The organism is Solimonas terrae (assembly GCF_011067135.1).
GTDB lineage: Bacteria > Pseudomonadota > Gammaproteobacteria > Nevskiales > Nevskiaceae > Solimonas > Solimonas terrae.
This window is the reverse complement of sequence record NZ_JAAMOW010000006.1, coordinates 65339-83252: the sequence shown is the minus strand read 5'-3', so window position 1 is coordinate 83252 and position 17914 is coordinate 65339. Positions and strand designations below refer to the sequence as shown.

Genomic DNA, 17914 nt, shown 5'->3' with positions numbered 1-17914 from the left:
CGACTTGCTACACCAGCTTTGCGAACAGATCGTATTCGTCGGCGTCGACCACCTTCACCTTGAGGCGCTGACCGGGCAGGGGCTTGAGCTTGCCCTGGATGTAGACCTTGCCGTCGATCTCCGGCGCATCGGCCCATGAACGGCCGACGCTGGCCGCGTCTTCGTTGATCTCGTCAACCAGCACTTCGATGGTCTGGCCGATCTTGCGCTGCAGTTTCGCGGCGCTGATCGCCTGCTGCTTTTCCATGAATCGGTGATAACGATCTTCCATCACCTCGGCCGGCACGTGATCGGCGAGTGCGTTGGCGGTCGCGCCTTCGACCGGTGAGTACTGAAAGCAGCCGACGCGATCGAGTTGTGCCTCGTCGAGCCAGTCGAGCAGCAACTGGAAATCCTGCTCGGTCTCGCCGGGGAAGCCGACGATGAAGGTGCTGCGAATCGTCAGGTCCGGGCAGATGTTGCGCCAGGCGCGAATGCGCTTGAGAGTGTCTTCGCTGGCCGCCGGCCGCTTCATTGCCTTGAGCACGCGCGTCGAGGCGTGCTGGAACGGCACGTCGAGGTAGGGCAGAACCTTGCCTTCGGCCATCAGCGGCATGATGTGGTCGACGTGCGGGTACGGGTAGACGTAGTGCAGACGCACCCACGCGCCGAGGTCCGACAGGCCTTCGCAAAGGCCGAGCATGCGGGTTTCGTAATCGCGGTCGCGCCACTGGCCTTTCGCGTATTTCAGATCGGCGCCGTAGGCCGAGGTGTCCTGCGAGATCACCAGCAGTTCCTGCACGCCGGACTTCACCAGTTTTTCGGCTTCGCGCAGAACCTCGCCGACCGGCCGTGACGCGAGCTTGCCGCGCATCGACGGGATGATGCAGAAGCTGCACTTGTGATTGCAGCCTTCGGAAATTTTCAGGTACGCGTAGTGCTTGGGCGTCAGCTTGATGCCCTGCGGCGGCAGCAGATCGAGGAACGGATCATGCGCCGGTGGCACCACGGCGTGCACCGCATTCATCACCGACGTGTAGTCCTGCGGGCCGCTGACCGACAGCACGTCCGGAAACTTGTCGCGGATGATGTTGCTCTTCGGGCCGGCGCCGAGGCAGCCGGTGACGACGACCTTGCCGTTCTCCGCCATCGCCTCGCCGATCGCGTCCAGCGATTCCTCGACTGCTGCATCGATGAAGCCGCAGGTGTTGATGACGACGACATCGGCGGCGTCATAAGTCGGCGTGGTCTGGTACCCCTCGGCGCGCAGCTGCGTCAGGATGCGCTCGGAATCGACCAGCGCCTTCGGGCAGCCGAGCGAGACGAAGCCGACTTTCGGGGCGGCGGGTTTCTTGGCGGCGCCGGCGGAACGGCGGGCGGCGGGCGTACGGGCCATGGACGGCAGAGGCGGTGACAGCGAAGGGTGCGCATTCTAGCGGTTTGCCGAAACCGCGTCCGGACGGCGTTTGCGGCACTTTTCGGGGCGAGTGCCAGACAGCCGCTCGCTACGCCGTGCAGAGCATTCCTAGGCGAACAGCGCGCCGGCGTAGACGCCGAGGCCGCGCGCGACGCTGGCGAACTTGTCGCCCATGACCGGCACGCTCCCGGCGAACGCGGTCGCGATCGCCTCGCGCAGGAAGCGGACGCCGGTCGAGCCACCGGTGAAATAGATCGCGTCCACCGCGCCCGGTGACAGGCCGGCATCGGCTGCGGTCTGCAACGCGGCGGCGACGATGCGCTCGACCGGCGCGCCGATCGCACGATGCAGCAGGGCGTCGTCGACCGCCACACGCAGCGCCGTGTCGATGAACGACAGGTCCAGCGCCATCGTGCCGCCATCGGCGACGGCGACTTTCGCGTCCTCGATCAGGCCGGCGATGCGGTGACCCTCGCGGCCGCGCAGCACCGACATCAGACGATCGTGCAGCGCCGGTTCGGCAAAGAACGGGCGCAGGGTTTCAGCCTCGGCGAGTGCGCGCGGTGTGTACAGGAAATTGATGCGATGCCAGGTCGCGAGCTCGAAGTAGACATGCGAGGGCACCGGCTTGCCTCCGGGACTGAACGTGCCGAGCCCCAGCGCCGGCATCGCCGCGGCAAGGCTGAGCTGCTGGTCGAAGTCGGTGCCGGCGATGTGCACGCCGCAGTTCGCCAGCACGTCGGCACTGCGATCGACGCGTCCGGTGCGCCGCGGGCCGAGCCGGATCAGCGAGAAGTCCGAGGTGCCGCCGCCGATGTCGGCGACCAGCACCAGCGCTTCGCGGTCCAGCGTCACTTCGTAATCGAGCGCGGCGGCAATCGGCTCGTACTGGAAATGCACGTCTTCGAAGCCGACGTCGCGCGCGATGTCGGCGAGGGTCGTCGCCGCGAGCCGGTCGCGCTCCGGGTGTTCGTCGACAAAGCGCACCGGCCGCCCGAGCACGACGCGGTCGAGCGCGTGATCGCAATGTGTCTGCGCGGTCTCGCGCAGATGGTGCAGGAAGCCGGCGATGATCTCGCGGTAGGCGAGCGGCCGGCCGTTGACGAGCGTGGTCTCCGACAGCAGTTCGCTGCCGAGCAGGCTTTTCAGCGAGCGCAGCAGGCGGCCATCGAAACCGGCCTGATATTCGCCGATCGCCTGGCGGCCGAACACGGTCGTGCGCTCGTCGGCGTTGTAGAACACGGCGGTCGGCATCGTGTCCCTGCCGGCTTCCAGCGGTACCAGCGAGCAATGCGTATCGAAGCCGGTACAGACCGCGGAATTGGAGGTACCGAAATCGATGGCGGCGTAAGGCGTCATGGCGAGTCGCGCGGACCGCGCGGGTCCGTTGCGTCAAAAAGCGGGGCGCGAGTCTAACGTCTCGTCCTGCGATCGCAAGCCGCCGCCTGCGGTCACTGCATTTCCGCGAGCAGCGCGGCGAACAGCGCGGCGGCCGGCATGGCGCGCGCCAGCGCCGCGCCCTGGCCCGCCCATTGCGCGGCGAACTGCGCATTGCCCCGCGCCCGCGCAGCGGCGTGCAAGGCCTTGCCGGCGTCGTAGGCGATCGGATAGTCGGGAACCGGTGGATGGCCGGTCGCGCCGGCTTCGCGCATGAAGCGGTTGACGATGCCGCGCGCCGGCCGCCCGGAGATCACCGACGTGATCGCGGTTTCGACATCCGCGGCGAGCAGTGCGCGGCGATAAGCCGCATCCGCTGCCGATTCCGGACAGGCGACGAAGGCAGTGCCGAGCTGGACGCCGGCCGCGCCGAGTGCCAGCGCCGCGCGAATGCCGGCGCCGTCCATGATGCCGCCGGCGGCAATCACCGGCAGCGACGTCTGTGCGGTCAGCAGACGCGTCAGCGCCAGCGTGCCGATTCGCGGATCGTCCGCCGGATCGAACACGCCGCGATGGCCGCCGGCCTCGGCGCCCTGCGCCACGATCGCGTCGATGCCGGCGTCTTCGGCGGCGCGTGCTTCGCCGGGGCGGGTTGCCGTTGCCAGCAGCACGATGCCGGCGCGCTGCAGCGCCGCAATGCTGGCGGCCGGCGGCAGACCGAAATGGAAACTGACGACGGCGGGCCGCTCGGCGAGCAGCAGATCGCGCATCGCCGCATCGGTCACGAAACTGCGATAGATCTCGTGCAGCCGCGGCGGCGGATGCGCGCCGAACTCGGCAAACCGCGGCTGCAGGTGGGCCAGCCAGGCCGCCTCGCGCGCTGCGTCGGCTTGCGCGGGACGATGGCAGAAGACATTGACGTTGAACGGCCGCTGCGTCAGCGCGCGAGTCGCCTGCAGCATGTCGTGCGCCTGTTCGACGCTCGCCGCGCCGATCGCGATCGAGCCGAGACCGCCGGCATTCGAGACCGCCGCGGCGAGCGCCGGAGTCGAGGTGCCGGCCATCGGTGCCTGGATGATCGGATGGTCGACGCCAAGTCGCGACCACAGCGGAGCGGATCGTCCGTTCATTCGAGTGCTTGCGCCTGTTCAGTCAGTGCGAGGAGCCGAAGGTGACGACGCAATCCGGTTCTGCGCTACGCCAAAGGCGCATCCGGATCGCCGCGAGCGCTTCGCGGTCTCGCGATGAAGGGATTTTTCCATGTCGAGCCGGCACACCATTCCATGCGTCAATCCGCCGCTTCGTCATCGCCGACGCTGCCGAGCAGCTTGTCGGTGTCGCTGGCCGGCAAGGCCTCGACTTCGCGCAGCTGGCGCGTGATTGCGCGCGAGCGCACGCCGGTCTGCGTGATCTGCTTCTGCGCCTGATCGAGCTTTTCGCTGACCTTGTCGAGCACCTCGCCGAACTTGCCGAACTCGGTCTTGACCGCGCCGAGCACGCGCCAGACTTCGCTGGTGCGCTTCTCGATCGCCAGCGTGCGGAAGCCCATTTGCAGGCTGTTGAGCAGCGCGGTCAGCGTGGTCGGGCCGGCAAGCACGACACGATGTTCGCGCTGCAGTTTTTCGACGATGCCGGGTCGGCGGATGACTTCCGCGTACAGCCCTTCGGTGGGCAGGAACATCACCGCGAAATCGGTGGTGTCCGGTGGCGCGATGTATTTGTCGCCGATCGATTTGGCCTGGATCTCCACCGTGCGTTGCAATTGTGCGCCGCTGATCTTGATCGCCTCGAGGTCCGCGCGTTCGACCGCATCGACGAGGCGTTCATAGTCCTCGCTCGGAAATTTGGCGTCGATCGGCAACCACACGGTCGAGTCGTGTTCGCCGCGGCCGGGCAGGCGGATCGCGCAATCGACGACCTCGCGGCTGCCGGGTTTGGTCGCCACCTGCCTGGCGAACTGCTCGGCCGTGAAAATCTGTTCGAGGATGCTTTCGAGCTGCACCTCGCCCCAGCCGCCGCGCGTCTTGACGTTGCTGAGCACGCGCTTGAGATCGCCGACGCCGTTGGCGAGCGTCTGCATTTCGCCAAGTCCCTTGTGCACCTGTTCGAGGCGATCGCTGACCAGCTTGAAGGATTCGCCGAGTCGCTTCTCCAGCGTCTCGTGCAGCTTCTCGTCGACCGTGCGGCGCATCTGTTCGAGCTTTTCGGCGTTCTCGCCGCGCAGAGTCTTGAGATTGTCGTCGACGCTGGCGCGCAGCTTTTCGGCGGCCTGCATCTGTGCATCGACCAGCGTCTTGAGCGCGATACTCTGTTGTTCGCCGAAGCGTGCCAGGGTCTGCGCCTGTTCGCCGCGTGCCTTCTGCGCATCTTCGGCGAGTTGGCGCTGGGTGTCGGCGAGCGTGGCGCGCAGGCTTTCCTGTTGCTGCTGCAATTGCTGACCGAACTGTGTCAGCGTTGCCGTCAGCTCGGCGCGCTGGCCGCGCGTCAGCTCGGCGGCATCGCGGCGCGTCTGTGCGGCTTCGTCGCGCAGCGCGCGTTCCAGCCGTTCGGCTTCGGCCTTGAACGCCTTGCCGGCATCCGCGGGGCGCCGCAGCAGCGTGGCGAGGGCGCCGCCAACGAATGCGCCGACAACGGCGACCAGAAGGACCATGATCAGATTCATGGCCGCATTCTACTGAGCCGGACCGTCGGCGCGTGTCGCATGCCGACGGTCCGGGCCGAGCTCAGTTGTTGGCGAGCAGGTCGATGACCGAAAGGATCAGGAACGTGCCCGGGTCATAGACCACGCTGTAGCCCTGGTAGTAGCCGACACGATAGCCGCGCGGCACGACCTGCGCCCGGTAGCGGTAGGCGGCCGGCATCGGCTGGATCGCGTGGCGATAGCCGACCGGGATCGAACTGCCGCGGTAGAACACCGGCTGGCGCGTGTAGACGACGCGACCATGATCGCGGCTGTCATGCCAGGACTGCGTCTGCGTGTAGCCGTGGCGGTCGTGAGCGCGGTAGTCGTGGCGATCGTTGTCATGGCCGCGATGGTCGTCGTTGCCGCGGCCGCGGTCCCGATCGTGATCATCGGCATGAGACGGCTGCTGCCGGATCTGGCCGCGGTCCGAATCGCGATAGTGGTCGTCGGCAAAAGCCGACGGCATGGCCAGCGTGGCGGTGGCGGCCAGCAGGCCGGCGGCAACGAGCTTGGTAGACGTTCTGAACCTGCGCATCGGAATACTCCTGTCGGTGATGGCGAGTCCATCATCGATCCAGGCCACGCACACTACGTTGCCGCTACGTCAGGAAATGTCGCGGCAGACTGTCTGCCGGCTGAACTCCGCGTTCTCGCGCGCCGCCGCGGCAGCGTGTGGCGCCTCAGGTGGAACCGCAGTTCGGTTTGCGGCCGGCGGCCCGCGCCTGCTCGTAGATCGGGATGTCCTTGGGCAGGTTCTTCTGCAGATCGGCGATGCGCGTGGCGTTCGACGGATGCGTCGACAGCAGCTCCGGCGGCGTCTGGCCGGCCTGCTTCGACATGTTCTGCCAGAGGGTGATGGCCTGCTCCGGGTCGAAGCCGGCACGCGCCATCAGGTCCATGCCGAGGATATCGGCCTCCGATTCGTCGCCGCGCGAGAACGGCAGCAGCACCAGGTATTGGGCGCCGGCGCCGATTGCATCGGCCGGCAGGCCGGTGCCGGCGCTGATCAGCACGGCGCCGAATTGCGAAGCCATCTGGTTGGAAACGCGCGAGGCGGAGTGGCCGGCCAGCACATGGCTGATTTCGTGACCGAGCACCGCCGCGAGCTGCGCCTGCGTGGTCGCTACCTTGAGCAGCCCGGTGTAGACGCCGATCTTGCCGCCCGGCAGCGCGAAGGCGTTGATCTCCTTGGAGTCGAACACCTGCACTTCCCAACTCGCCGGCGTCAGCGCCGAGTTCGGCACCTGCGCGGTGAGTGCGTGCGCCACACATTGCACGAACGCCGATTCGCGCGGGTCCTTGGTGACCGGCGTCTTGTCCTTGAGCTGCTGGAACGCGGTCACGCCCATCTGCGAAACCTCGGAATCGGAGACCAGGCGCAGCTGGTGGCGCCCGGTCGGTGAGACCGCGCAGGCGCTCAGCAGCAAGGCGGCGCAGCTCGTCAGCAGGCGGCGATTCATCGGCGATTCCAGGGCCATGGGCCGACGATCATAGTCAAAAGAAGATGACACCCGAAACGACTTGTCGACGACCGCCGTTCGGGTACAGTAGGAACGGGCTGCAGACCCGCGACATGGCGTGCCAGGGAAGGCATCCGCTGCGCCGCGAGGCCCTCCAGTCCGTGGCAGGCGAAGCACGACTTCGCTGATCATCGTTGCGGCTGGCAGGCCGCTGAGACAAAGGAAGGTTGACAGATGGCTACCCGCGAGACCGGCACCGTGAAGTGGTTCGACAGCGCCAAAGGTTTTGGCTTCATTCAGCGCCCAGGCAAGGAAGACGTGTTCGTGCACTTCCGCCAGATCCAGGGAGAAGGCTACAAGTCGCTGACCGAGGGACAGAAGGTCGAATTTGAAGTGGCACAGGGGCAGAAGGGGCTGCAGGCCGAGAAGGTGACGGTCCAGAGCTGAAGCGCCGCCGGTTCCGGCGAGCCTGAAAAACCCCGCGATACGCGGGGTTTTTTTATCGTCGGCGTATCGCTGGACTGGCAGAATGCACGCCGTGCCCCGCTCCCTTGCCCACCGCTGGCTGCTCGTCTACCTCGGCGTCTTCGCGCTGATCGGGCAGCTGATGTTGCCGACGGTGCATGCGCAGAATCTTGCGCAGCGCAGCGGCAATCCGCTGTACGCGGCGTTCTGCGGCGAAGTCGCGCCGCAGCGACTCGCTGTGTTGCGGCAGCAGCTGGCCGTCAGCCCGCAGCAGGCCGATACGGACGTCAGCCAGAGCCAGCATCCGCTGAAAGCCGGCTGTCCGATCTGTGCCAGCCTGCACGCCGCACAGCTGGCGGTATCGCCGGTCATCGAGCTGCCGCTGCTGCTGCGCAGCTCGATCGTGGTGCTGCCGCTCGCCGCAGTCGCCACGGTGATCCCGCGCGCCACGCGGCCGCCGCCGTCGCAGGGGCCGCCGCAGTCCTCCTGATGCGCCCCGCCGTCGCGGCCTGCCGCTGACGGTCCGATCCGCCTTGCGCGGAATCCCGCATGGTCGCTACGCGACCCCCAGGAGTTTTCAATGTCTCGCATCTCGCCGCGTTCGCGGTGCTTCGCTGCGCCGCAAGCTTCGTCATGGCTGCTGCTTGGCGCCAGTCTGCTGTCGCTGTCCCCTTCGTTTGCATTCGCCGCCGAGGGCGATTCAGGCGCCGCGGCCGCGCGTCGCGCCGCGCTGCTGCAGGAGCGCGCACGCATCGATGCCGAACTGCGTCGGCTCGACGCGCTGCCGCCGGAAACGGCTACCGAAACCGACCCGGCAGGCGCCAGCGCCGCGCCGCGCGACGGGCTCGAAACCATCGTCGTCACGGCCCATCCGCAGGCGCCCGCCGCGCAGACCGCGACCCGTGTCGATCGTGCGCAGTTCGCATATCAGCCCGGCACGTCGATCGCCGAAGCGCTGTCGCTGAGCCCCGGCGTCAGCTTCGTGCAGGGCAACGGGCCGCGCGATGTCGCGGTATCGGTGCGCGGCTCCAGCAACCGCCAGACCTATGGCGTGCGCAACATCAAGGTGTTCGAGGACGGCTTCGACGTCACCCAGCCGGATGGCCTGTCGCGCACCGATCTGACGGACCCGCATGCCTACGGCAGCATCGATGTCCTGCGCGGACCGTCGTCGGCGTGGTTCGGCAACTATGCGAGCGGTGGCGCGATCGACTTTCGTCTGCGCGACGGTGCCGATATTCGCGGCATCGAAAGCGGGCTCGACGCCGGCAGCTACGGTTATCTGAACGCGTACGCGCTGGCCGGCGATGCCGGTGCCCGTTACGACTACACCGCCTTCATCAGCAATGCCCGCGGTGCTTCGCATACCGCGCACAGCAACTACATCACGACGACGGCCAACATCATCGCCGGCATCCAGGCGAGCGCGCGCGACCGTCTGACGTTCAAGCTGATCGACAACGAGCTCGACGCCGATCTGCCGCTGCGCCTGTCGCTCGCCCAGTTCCGCGAAAACCCGTATCAGCACGGCTGCGATGCCAGCGGCGCGAACGGCTGCGCGACGACCAGTCTGCTCGACAACGGCTACAACGCCGACGACGGCCGTACGGCGCTGACGCCGGCGCAGGCCGGATTGGGCCGTCATGATCGCCGTACCATCCTCGGCGCGCGCTGGGAGCACGTCTTCGACGCCGTGACGCGCATGCAGACGCAGTTCGTGTTCGACAACCGCGACATCAAGCAGCCGACCGGTTCGGCGAGTTACGACGGTACTTATCCGTCCTTCAACCTGCGCGGCGATCTGTTCCACGACGGCACGCTGTTCGGTCTCGCCGCGCGTTCGGCGGCCGGAGTGTTCTACAACGACGAAGAGCAGAACTCGGATGTCTTCAACGTCACGCCGGAAGGACACGCGGCGCGCGGCGCCGTGACGCAGCACATGACCGGCCGGCATCTGAACGGCGGTCTGCGTCTGCGCGAGGAGCTGCAGCTGGCGCCGCAGTGGACCGGCGTGCTTGGCCTCGGCGGCGAGTACACCCGGCTGAGCGGTCAGAGTACGGCCTACGCGTATCCGTCGGCGGCCACGCCGAGTCTGGCGCGCGTCGCCGCACGGCGAGAATTCTTCGATGTCGCTCCGGAAGCGGCGCTGCGCTATGCACCGGACGACAACTGGCTGCTGCACCTGCGCGTCGCCGGCGGCTATGGCACGCCGCAGATCGGCAATCTGTTCGTCGATGCCGACGGCAACGCCGGCAACAACACCGGCCTCGATCCGCAGCGCAACTACGGGGTCGATCTCGGCGCCGACTGGCATCTCGACGACACGCTGCGTGTCGAGCTGACCGGCTTCTACGAATGGTTCCGCGACGAGCTGGTGTCGCAGTCGCCCGGCGTCGGCAGGCAGAACTACACGTTCAACGCGCCGCGCTCCGAACATCGCGGCGTCGAGTTGGGTGTCGACTGGCGGCCGCTGCCGCAGGCGCTGCCCGGCGCCAGGATTTCGCTCGCCTATACCTGCGACGATCAGATCTACAGGCGCTACGACGAACGCATCAGCAACAGCAGCGACAGCCAGGTCTTCGATCGCGGCGGGCAGAAGATTCCGGGCGTGCAGCCGCAGACCGTCAATGCGCGCCTGGCCTACGATCAGCCGAGCGGCGCGCTGCAAGGGCTCGGCGCCTACGTCGAGCTCAATGCACGCGAAGGCTTCTGGCTCGACAACGCGAATCTGATCCAGGCGCCCGGTTACAGCCTGGTCAATTTCAACCTGCACTACGATCCGCCGGCACCGCTGCGCGTCAGTTTCTATCTGGCGGTGCAGAACCTGCTCGATCGCACGTATGTCGGTTCGGCGTCGAACCTCGGCGACCGACTCGACTCGACCCGTGCCAGCCTCGCAAGCAGCGGCGGCGCGATCTACGCCGGCAATCCGCGCCTGTACTACGGCGGCGTGCGCCTGCGCTTCTGAGGAGATCGACGATGACGAACCCGTCTCCACCCGCGCTCGACCCGCGCCGTCGCCTGATCTGGCGCTGGCATTTCTACGCCGGCTTGTTCTGCATGCCGTTCGTGCTGTGGCTGGCGAGCACCGGCTCGATCTATCTGTTCAAGCCGCAGATCGACGCGTGGCTGGAACGTTCATATGACCATCTGCGGCTCGACGGCCCGCGCGCGGCGCCGTCGGCACAGGTCGCCGCGGCACTGGCGAGCGAACCGGGTTCGGTACTCAATGCCTACGAGCTGCCGCGCACCCCGCGTGCGGCAGTGCGCGTGCTGGTCGGGCACGGCAGCACCGTGACGCGGGTCTACGTCGATCCGCAAACCCTGCAGGTGCTCGGCCACGTCGAGGAGGAGCGGCGTTTCACGCGGTTGATCTTCCGTCTGCACGGCGAACTGCTGCTCGGGCGCGGCGGCTCGATGCTGGTCGAGCTTGCGGCGTCCTGGGCCATCGTCATGCTGATCAGCGGTCTGTATCTGTGGTGGCCGCGCGATGCGCAGGGACTGGCCGGCGTCGCCTGGCCGCGGCTGCGCCGCGGCGGGCGTGTGTTCTGGCGCGACCTGCACGCAGTGGTCGGTGTCTGGGTGTCGGCATTCGCATTGTTCCTGCTGGTCAGCGGTTTGCCGTGGGCGACGTTCTGGGGCGGCAATCTGAAGACCGTGCGCAGCCTGCTCGCACCGGCGCCGGCGCAGCAGGACTGGACCACCGGATCGGCCGACGAGGCGGCGCGAAACCGTGCGCGCAACACCCGACGCGACGAACCGGGCGTCGATCTGTCCGGGCACGCCGGACACGAGATGCGCATGCATGCTGTGCGTGGCGCGCATGACATACCGGGCATGATCGGCATGTCGGCGACGATGCGGCCGGGCTTCGATGCGGCGGCGCTCGATCGTCTGGTGCCGGTCGTTGCGGCCCGGCAATTGCCGCCGCCGGTGCTGATCGCGCCACCGTCGGCGGCCGCGACGCACTGGACGGCGCGCTCCGATACGCAGAACCGGCCGCGACGCGTCGAGCTGGTGCTTGATGGTGACAGCGGCACGCTGCTGCAGCGCACCGCGTTCGGGCAGCGTGCGCTGCTCGATCGCATCATCGGCACCGGCGTCGCTGCGCACGAAGGTCAGCTGTTCGGCTGGCTCAATCAGCTGCTCGGGCTCTTGACCGCTCTGGGTCTGATCACGCTTTGCCTCAGCGCGCTGACGATGTGGTGGCAGCGTCGGCCACACGGCAAGCTGGGCGCGCCGGCGGTGGTCGGCGATGCCGGCCCAGGCGCCGGACTGATCGTGCTCGTCCTGCTTTTCAGCCTGTTGCTGCCGCTGCTTGGCGCTTCCCTGATCGCCGTGCTGTTCGGCGAGCGTCTGCTGTTGCGGCGCATTGCTCCGCTGCGCAATTTTCTCGGACTGGCCCGCTGAAGATCGCTGCGCGACGCGTGCCGGTCACGCGTCGCGTCAACGGCCTTCAGCCGGCCAGCAGCTTCTTCATGTTGCTGCCCATCGACGACGCGCCGCCCAGCGCCCAACCGCCGTCGACCGGAATCAGGGCACCGCTGACGTAGCTCGCCGCGTCGCTCGCGAGCCACAGGCAGCAATTGGCGATGTCCTGCTTGCTGCCGTAACGCTGCATCGGTACCGAGTCGATCGTCGCCTGCTTCAGTTCGGGCGTCGGTGCCAGGCGCGCCATGCCCTCCGTGTCCTCGATCGGTCCCGGCAGAATCGAATTGACGCGCACGCCGGACGCACCCCATTCGAGCGCGCCGACGCGCGTGATCATGTCGACGCCGGCCTTGGCGGCGCAGACATGCATCTGGGTTTCCATCGCCAGCACCGATTGCGGCGCCGAGATGTTGACGACGCTCGCGCCCGGCTTCTTCAGCAGCGGGTAGGCGGCGCGCAGCACATGAAACGTGCCGAGCAGATCGATCTCGATCACCGCGCGAAAGCCGTTCGACGAAATGCCGAGCGCCGGCGCGGGGAAATTGCCGGCCGCGCCGGAAACCAGCACATCGATGTCGCCGAAACGACTGTGCGCCGACTTCAGCGCCGCTTCGGTCTTCGCGTAGTCACGGACATCGGCGGAAAAGCCGACCGCATCGCCGCCATGGCGTTTCAGTTCGGCGACCGCCGCATCGACCTTGTCCTGCGAGCGCGACAGCACCGCGACGCGCGCGCCGCAGCGTGCGAACGCATGGGCGATGCCGAGATTGATGCCGCTGGTGCCGCCGGCGACAAAGACGAATTTGCCGCGGTAGTCGAAGGTGACGGACATGGTGTGCGCTCCTGCAAAGAAAAAGAAATCAGCATTCCGGTTGTAGAAGTGCCGAAGAAGCGTTGCGAGCGAAGGCAGATCGCGCGAAGACGGAGCGCGGAAAGCGCAACGTACATCAGCACATGAGCAGTGCAAGCAACGCCCGCGTGCGAGATGTCGGGCGCAGCAGCTTATTCGGCCACTTCTAGGGTTCCAGTCGTTCGACGATCCAGCCATCGCCTTCGCGGCGATAGCGCAGCCGGTCATGCAGGCGGCCGTGGCGACCCTGCCAAAACTCGATCGATTCCGGCATCACGCCATAGCCGCCCCAGAAGTCAGGCAACGGTACTTCAGCATCGGCATGACGGGTCTGCGCGTCAGCGAAGCGCCGGTCGAGCACCGCGCGTGATCGCACGACGGCACTCTGGCGTGACGTGACCGCGCCGACCTGCGAGTCGTGCAGTCGTGAATGGAAATAGCGTTCCGACAATTCGCGCGAGACCTTCGCGGCGCGCCCCTCGATGCGGACCGAACGTTCGAGCTTGTCCCACCAGAACACCAGCGCAACATTCGGATTGTCGGCCAGCTCGCGACCCTTGCGGCTGTCGTAGTTGGTATAGAACGTCAGGCCGCCGTCGACGAAGCCCTTGAACAGCACCACGCGCGCCGATGGTCGGCCCTGCGCATCGACGGTCGCCAAGGTCATCGCGGTCGGCTCATGCATCGGGGCAGCGATCGCATCGTCAAGCCAGGCTTGCAGCTGCGCGAGCGGATCGGCATCGAGATCGTCGATATCGAGCGGCGGGTTGGCATCGAATTGCGGCATGGGCGGTGGCCGGCGCGGCCCTCTGGCAGAATTCCGGCATTGTCCCGCTTTCGGCCATCGCCGCAAACCGCCGTCGGCGACGGCTGATCCCACAGACCGGAGAACCCCATGTCGAGCTTCGAAGCCCTGCGCGTCCATTCGCCCGAGAAGAACCGTACCGAGGCACGCTTCGAGCGGCTCGATGTCGAGGCGCTGTCGCCTGGCGACGTCGTCGTGCGCGTGGCGTGGAGTGGCATCAACTACAAGGACGCGCTCGCCGTCACCGGCAAGGGTCGTATCCTCAAGTCCTATCCGAAAGTGCCGGGCATCGATCTCGCCGGGCATGTCGAATCGAGCAGCGATGCGCGCTACAGGCCGGGCGATGCAGTACTGGTCACCGGCTGCAACATCGGCGAAGTGTTCGACGGCGGCTACGCCGAGTTCGCACGCGTCGCCGCCGATTCGATCATCCGCAAGCCGGATGGCCTGAGCTTGCGCGAGACGATGGCGATCGGCACCGCCGGCTTCACCGCCGCGTTTGCCTTGCGCCGCATGCTGGAAAATCACCAGGCGCCTGCGATGGGCCCGATCGCGATCACCGGGCCGACCGGCGGCGTCGGCTCGATCGCGATCGATCTGTTCAAGCGCGCCGGCTTCACGGTGCAGGCGATCACCGGCAAGGCCGGACAGGCCGACGGCTATCTGAAAAGCCTCGGTGCCGACGAGATCATTTCGCGTCAGTCCCTGACGATCGGCAACAAGCCGCTCGAATCGGCGACCTGGGGTGGCGCGGTCGACAATCTCGGCGGCGACACGCTGGCGATGCTGACGCGCACCGTCAAATCCTGGGGCAACATCGCCAGCATCGGCCTGGCGCAGTCGCACGAACTGCAGACCACGGTGATGCCGTTCATCCTGCGTGGCGTCTCGATCCTCGGCATCCACTCGGTGGAATGCCCGCGCGCCTGGCGTGAGGATATCTGGGCCAGGCTCTCCGGCGAATGGAAGCCGCGCGTGCTGGACAGGATCGTCACGCGCGAGGTGACGTTGAAGGAGTTGCCGGCGGCGTGTGCGGATCTGATTGCGGGCACGGTGACGGGGAGAACCTTGGTGCGGATATCGGGCGCGGAGTAGCGGTGTTGTTGTTTGGCTCGCGCTTGGTGGCCTGGTCTGACCTTTTGTTTCGCCCTGTCAGGCGAAACAAAGATCGAATCAGGCGTAAAGCCCTATGCAGAATGAGCTGCCTGCTCCCCGATCTCGGCAGGCCGCCGCGCATAGCGCCGCGCGATCACTGAACACGTGATCAGCTGCAACTGGTGATAAATCATGATCGGCAACATGATCAATCCCAGCGCGCCGCCGCTGCCGAAGATCAGCGCCGCCATCGGCGCACCGGCTGCGAGGCTCTTCTTCGAACCACAGAACACGGCGGCGATTTCGTCGTCGACGGCGAAGCGCAAGCGGGTTGCGATGAAATGCGTCAGCGTCAGGACGAAGGCGAGCAGTGCGCCGGTCAGCAGCGCGGTGATCAGCAGGGGGCCGGCGCCGTATTGCGTCCAGACGCCGGCGCGGGTCGCGTCGCAGAATGAATTGAAGACGATCATCACGATCACGGCGCGATCGACAAGGCCGACATGTGGTTTGTTGCGCGTGATCCAGTCGCCGATCCACGGTCGCAGGCACTGGCCGACGACGAACGGCAACAGCAGCTGCTCTCCGATCTTGATGAACTGATCCAGCAGCGGCGCGCCATGGCTGGCGGCGCTGAGGAACAGGCTGACGTAGAGCGGTGTCAGCAGCATGCCGATCAGGCTCGACAGCGTTGCGTTGAAGACAGCGCCGGCAATATTGCCGCGCGCCATCGCCGTCATCGCGATCGACGACGAGACCGTCGACGGCAGCGCGCACAAATAGAAGAAGCCGAGCATCAGTTCGCGCGGCAGCCAGTGGCCGACGCTGAGATTGACCAGCAGGCCGACCAGCGGGAACACCGCGAAGGTCGAAAGTTGCACGAACAGATGCAGACGCCAGTTGGCAGCACCTGCCTTGAGCCGCTCGGTCGACAGCCCGGCGCCGCTGAGCAGGAACACCAGCGCGACGCCGATGTGCGTCAGCGTGTCCAGATGCAGCACGCCGCCGCTGGCGCCGAGTTGCGGCATCAGCAGCGCGATCGCGATCGCGATCAGCATCGAGGCGAGAAAGCCGTCGAGGAAGGGGATGCGCATCGGTTCAGAGATAGGGCGAGAACAGCCAGAACAGGGCGTTGCGCAGGCGCCGCCAGAACGGCAGGTGCTGGGCATCGCGCCATAATAATTCGTCCGACTCCTGCCAGCTGGCAGCGAAATGCGCGGCCAGGCCCTGCGCGACGGCCGCGTCGTAGATTTCGACGTTGAGCTCGAAGTTGAGCAGCAGACTGCGCGGGTCCCAGTTGGCGCTGCCGATCAGCGCGTACATGCCGTCGACGACGAACAGTTTGCTGTGGCAGAACGCGCCGGGCTGGAAGCGCACGCGCACGCCGCGCTCGAGCAGTTGCGCCAGCGAATGCTGCGCCGCCCAGCCGACGTACGGCAGGTTGTTGTGCCTGGGCAGCAGGATCACCGTGCGCACACCGCGCAGCGCTGCGCCTTGCAAGGCGGCGATCAGCTCGGCGGACGGCAGGAAGTACGGCGTCATGATCAGGATCTCGCGGCGTGCGGCGGCAATCGCGGCGTGCAGGACGAAATTCAGCTGCTCGAAGTCTTCGTTCGGGCCGTCGGTGATGGCGCGACAGATCACCGTGCCGCCGCCGATCGTGCGCGGTTCCGGCACGCCGATCTTCTCGTGCGCGGCGAACGCCCAGTCCTCGGCGAACACGTCGGCCATCTGTCGCACGATCACGCCCTGCAGTTCGAAGTGCAGGTCGATCGTCGGCCGGCGATTCTGCGGATCTTCGGCAAGATGGCGAGCGCCGATGTTCATGCCACCGGTGAAGCCGATGCAGCCGTCGACCAGCAGCAACTTGCGGTGATTGCGCAGATTCAGATGCAGTGCCGGCGGCAGCAGGCGCAGGGGATTGAAGCGGGCGAAGGCGATGCCGGCGGCATTCAGCGAGCGGCCGATGCGCGGCCAGGAATAGCGCTCGCCGGTGTCGTCGATCAGCACCTTGACCTGCACGCCGCGCGCCTGCGCGGCGGCCAGGGCAGCGACGAACTGCTGGCCGATTTCGTCGTTGTCGAAGATGTAGGTGGCCAGCCAGACCGTGTCCTGCGCGGCGGCGATTGCCGCGAGCATGCGCGGATACGCCTGCTCGCCGTTGTGCAGTGGCGTGACCGAGTTGCCGCCCAGCAGCGGTCGCCGCGTCAGCACATCGGCGGTGCGCGCGACTTCGTCGAGCCAGCCCGGCACGGCCGGCGATGTCGGTGGCCGGTTGCGGATGTCGGTGGCATGTGCCGAGCCGATGTGGCGACCACTGCGATCGATCGCGAAGCGCTGTGCGTGCGTATGCAGACGATTGATGCCGAACACGTAGTACAGCGCCGGCCCGGCGAACGGAAACAGCCAGCAGACGGCGATCCAGCCCCAGGCGGCGCGTGCATCGCGCTTGGTCATGAGCGCATGCCCGGCGGTGCCGAGCGCGATCAGCGGCCACAGCGCCAGCAGCAGCGTCCACAGGTGGATTCCGGCGAACAGCTGTCGCGCCGCGCCGATCACGTCGTTCATGCGCGCGGCAGCTGCAGTTCGGCGGCAACCGCCAGGTGATCGGACAGCGGCGTCGGCACGACATGGCTGCGGGCGATGTGCAGGCCGGGCGTCGCGAGGATGTGATCGAGACGGCGCTGCGGCTTCCAGCTCGGGAAGGTCGGCGCGCCGCGCAGCGGTTGCAGCGCCCGTTCGCGCAGCAGCGCGTGCTGCAGCAGCTCGTCGGCTTCGCAGTTCAGATCGCCGAGCATCAGCAGTTCGACACCGGCCGGGGCGATACGCGCCAGATGATCGAGCTGGCGCTGGCGCGAAGCCCGGCTCAGCGCGAGGTGCGTGACGATCACGTGCAGCGCCGCGCTGCCGGGCGGGATGATCGTCGCCGTCAGGGCGCCGCGCCCGCGCACGCGGCCGGGCAGCGCGTAATGGCGAACGTCGTGCAGCGGGTGCCGCGAAAGAAAGCCCAGGCAGTGCTGCGCGAACGGACCGAGGTTGCGATTGACCGCGACCTGCCAGTGCGTGAAGCCGGCCTGTCGCGCCAGATACTCGACCTGATTGAGCTGCGCCGTGCGCAGGCTGCCGGCGTCGGCCTCCTGCAAGGCCACCAGGTCGAAACCGGAGGCGAGCTCGGCGATGCGGTCGAGATTGGCGCGTACACGCCGCGACGGCAGCACATGACGCCAGGCGCCGGTGACGTAGTGGCCATAATGCGCGGTCTGCAGGCCGACCTGGATGTTCAGCGTCAGCACGCGCAGCCGCCCGTTGTCGGCAACGGGGACGGATTCGCGGCTGATCGGGCTCATGCCGCCAT

At 67.0% G+C, this 17914-nt stretch carries 16 protein-coding genes; 5 read left to right on the top strand and 11 right to left on the bottom strand.

Going from position 1 to position 17914, the window contains the following annotated elements; genetic code table 11:
* Nucleotides 1-7: 7 nt before the first annotated feature.
* The 6 genes from rimO to G7Y85_RS12345 form a co-directional block, all read right to left on the bottom strand.
* Nucleotides 8-1375, bottom strand: coding sequence for a 30S ribosomal protein S12 methylthiotransferase RimO (gene rimO / locus G7Y85_RS12370; RefSeq protein WP_166257311.1), 1368 nt, complete (start codon nt 1373-1375; stop codon nt 8-10).
* A 129-nt stretch (nt 1376-1504) separates the two neighbouring features.
* Nucleotides 1505-2755 carry an Hsp70 family protein gene (locus tag G7Y85_RS12365; RefSeq protein ID WP_166257308.1) on the bottom strand — a complete coding sequence of 417 codons (1251 nt, stop codon included), beginning with the start codon at nt 2753-2755 and terminating at the stop codon, nt 1505-1507.
* Between the two features lie 92 nt (nt 2756-2847).
* Nucleotides 2848-3903, bottom strand: coding sequence for an NAD(P)H-dependent flavin oxidoreductase (locus tag G7Y85_RS12360; RefSeq protein ID WP_166257305.1), 1056 nt, complete (start codon nt 3901-3903; stop codon nt 2848-2850).
* Nucleotides 3904-4061: 158 nt separating this feature from the next.
* Nucleotides 4062-5435, bottom strand: coding sequence for a DNA recombination protein RmuC (locus G7Y85_RS12355; RefSeq protein ID WP_166257302.1), 1374 nt, complete (start codon nt 5433-5435; stop codon nt 4062-4064).
* 61 nt (nt 5436-5496) lie between these two features.
* On the bottom strand, nt 5497-5991 hold the full coding sequence (locus G7Y85_RS12350; protein WP_166257299.1) for a hypothetical protein: 495 nt from the start codon (nt 5989-5991) through the stop codon (nt 5497-5499).
* 145 nt (nt 5992-6136) lie between these two features.
* Nucleotides 6137-6916, bottom strand: a complete 780-nt coding sequence (locus G7Y85_RS12345; protein ID WP_206675567.1) for a M48 family metallopeptidase — start codon at nt 6914-6916, stop codon at nt 6137-6139.
* A 234-nt stretch (nt 6917-7150) separates the two neighbouring features.
* Here G7Y85_RS12345 and G7Y85_RS12340 point away from each other — a divergent pair, with 234 nt between their 5' ends.
* The 4 genes from G7Y85_RS12340 to G7Y85_RS12325 all read left to right on the top strand — a co-directional run bounded on the left by G7Y85_RS12340 (nt 7151) and on the right by G7Y85_RS12325 (nt 11791).
* Complete coding sequence (locus tag G7Y85_RS12340; protein WP_166257296.1) at nt 7151-7363, top strand: cold-shock protein; 213 nt, start codon at nt 7151-7153, stop codon at nt 7361-7363.
* Nucleotides 7364-7454: 91 nt separating this feature from the next.
* Nucleotides 7455-7871 carry a DUF2946 family protein gene (locus G7Y85_RS12335; protein ID WP_166257293.1) on the top strand — a complete coding sequence of 139 codons (417 nt, stop codon included), beginning with the start codon at nt 7455-7457 and terminating at the stop codon, nt 7869-7871.
* Nucleotides 7872-7961: 90 nt separating this feature from the next.
* The gene (locus G7Y85_RS12330) at nt 7962-10349 is read left to right on the top strand and encodes a TonB-dependent receptor family protein (RefSeq protein ID WP_166257290.1); all 2388 of its coding nucleotides are present in this window, start codon (nt 7962-7964) and stop codon (nt 10347-10349) included.
* Nucleotides 10350-10360: 11 nt separating this feature from the next.
* Nucleotides 10361-11791: a PepSY-associated TM helix domain-containing protein gene (locus tag G7Y85_RS12325; protein ID WP_166257287.1), complete on the top strand. Its 1431-nt coding sequence runs from the start codon at nt 10361-10363 to the stop codon at nt 11789-11791.
* A gap of 46 nt (nt 11792-11837) precedes the next feature.
* On the opposite strand, the gene G7Y85_RS12320 is transcribed toward G7Y85_RS12325, so the two are convergent.
* Together G7Y85_RS12320 and pdxH are read right to left on the bottom strand one after the other, a co-directional pair.
* Nucleotides 11838-12644, bottom strand: a complete 807-nt coding sequence (locus G7Y85_RS12320) for an SDR family oxidoreductase (RefSeq protein WP_166257284.1) — start codon at nt 12642-12644, stop codon at nt 11838-11840.
* Nucleotides 12645-12828: 184 nt separating this feature from the next.
* Complete coding sequence (pdxH, locus tag G7Y85_RS12315) at nt 12829-13449, bottom strand: pyridoxamine 5'-phosphate oxidase (RefSeq protein ID WP_166257281.1); 621 nt, start codon at nt 13447-13449, stop codon at nt 12829-12831.
* Between the two features lie 108 nt (nt 13450-13557).
* On the opposite strand from pdxH, the gene G7Y85_RS12310 reads away from it, so the two are divergent.
* On the top strand, nt 13558-14562 hold the full coding sequence (locus G7Y85_RS12310; protein WP_166257278.1) for an acrylyl-CoA reductase family protein: 1005 nt from the start codon (nt 13558-13560) through the stop codon (nt 14560-14562).
* A 92-nt stretch (nt 14563-14654) separates the two neighbouring features.
* Here the strand turns inward: G7Y85_RS12310 and G7Y85_RS12305 are convergent, their stop codons facing one another.
* The 3 genes from G7Y85_RS12305 to G7Y85_RS12295 are packed head-to-tail and all read right to left on the bottom strand — an operon-like array spanning nt 14655 to nt 17906.
* Complete coding sequence (locus G7Y85_RS12305) at nt 14655-15653, bottom strand: bile acid:sodium symporter family protein (RefSeq protein WP_166257275.1); 999 nt, start codon at nt 15651-15653, stop codon at nt 14655-14657.
* A 4-nt stretch (nt 15654-15657) separates the two neighbouring features.
* Nucleotides 15658-17127, bottom strand: coding sequence for a phospholipase D-like domain-containing protein (locus G7Y85_RS12300; protein ID WP_166257272.1), 1470 nt, complete (start codon nt 17125-17127; stop codon nt 15658-15660).
* On the bottom strand, nt 17124-17906 hold the full coding sequence (locus G7Y85_RS12295) for an endonuclease/exonuclease/phosphatase family protein (RefSeq protein ID WP_166257269.1): 783 nt from the start codon (nt 17904-17906) through the stop codon (nt 17124-17126). Before G7Y85_RS12295 ends, G7Y85_RS12300 begins: the two co-directional genes overlap by 4 nt.
* Nucleotides 17907-17914: the final 8 nt, after the last annotated feature.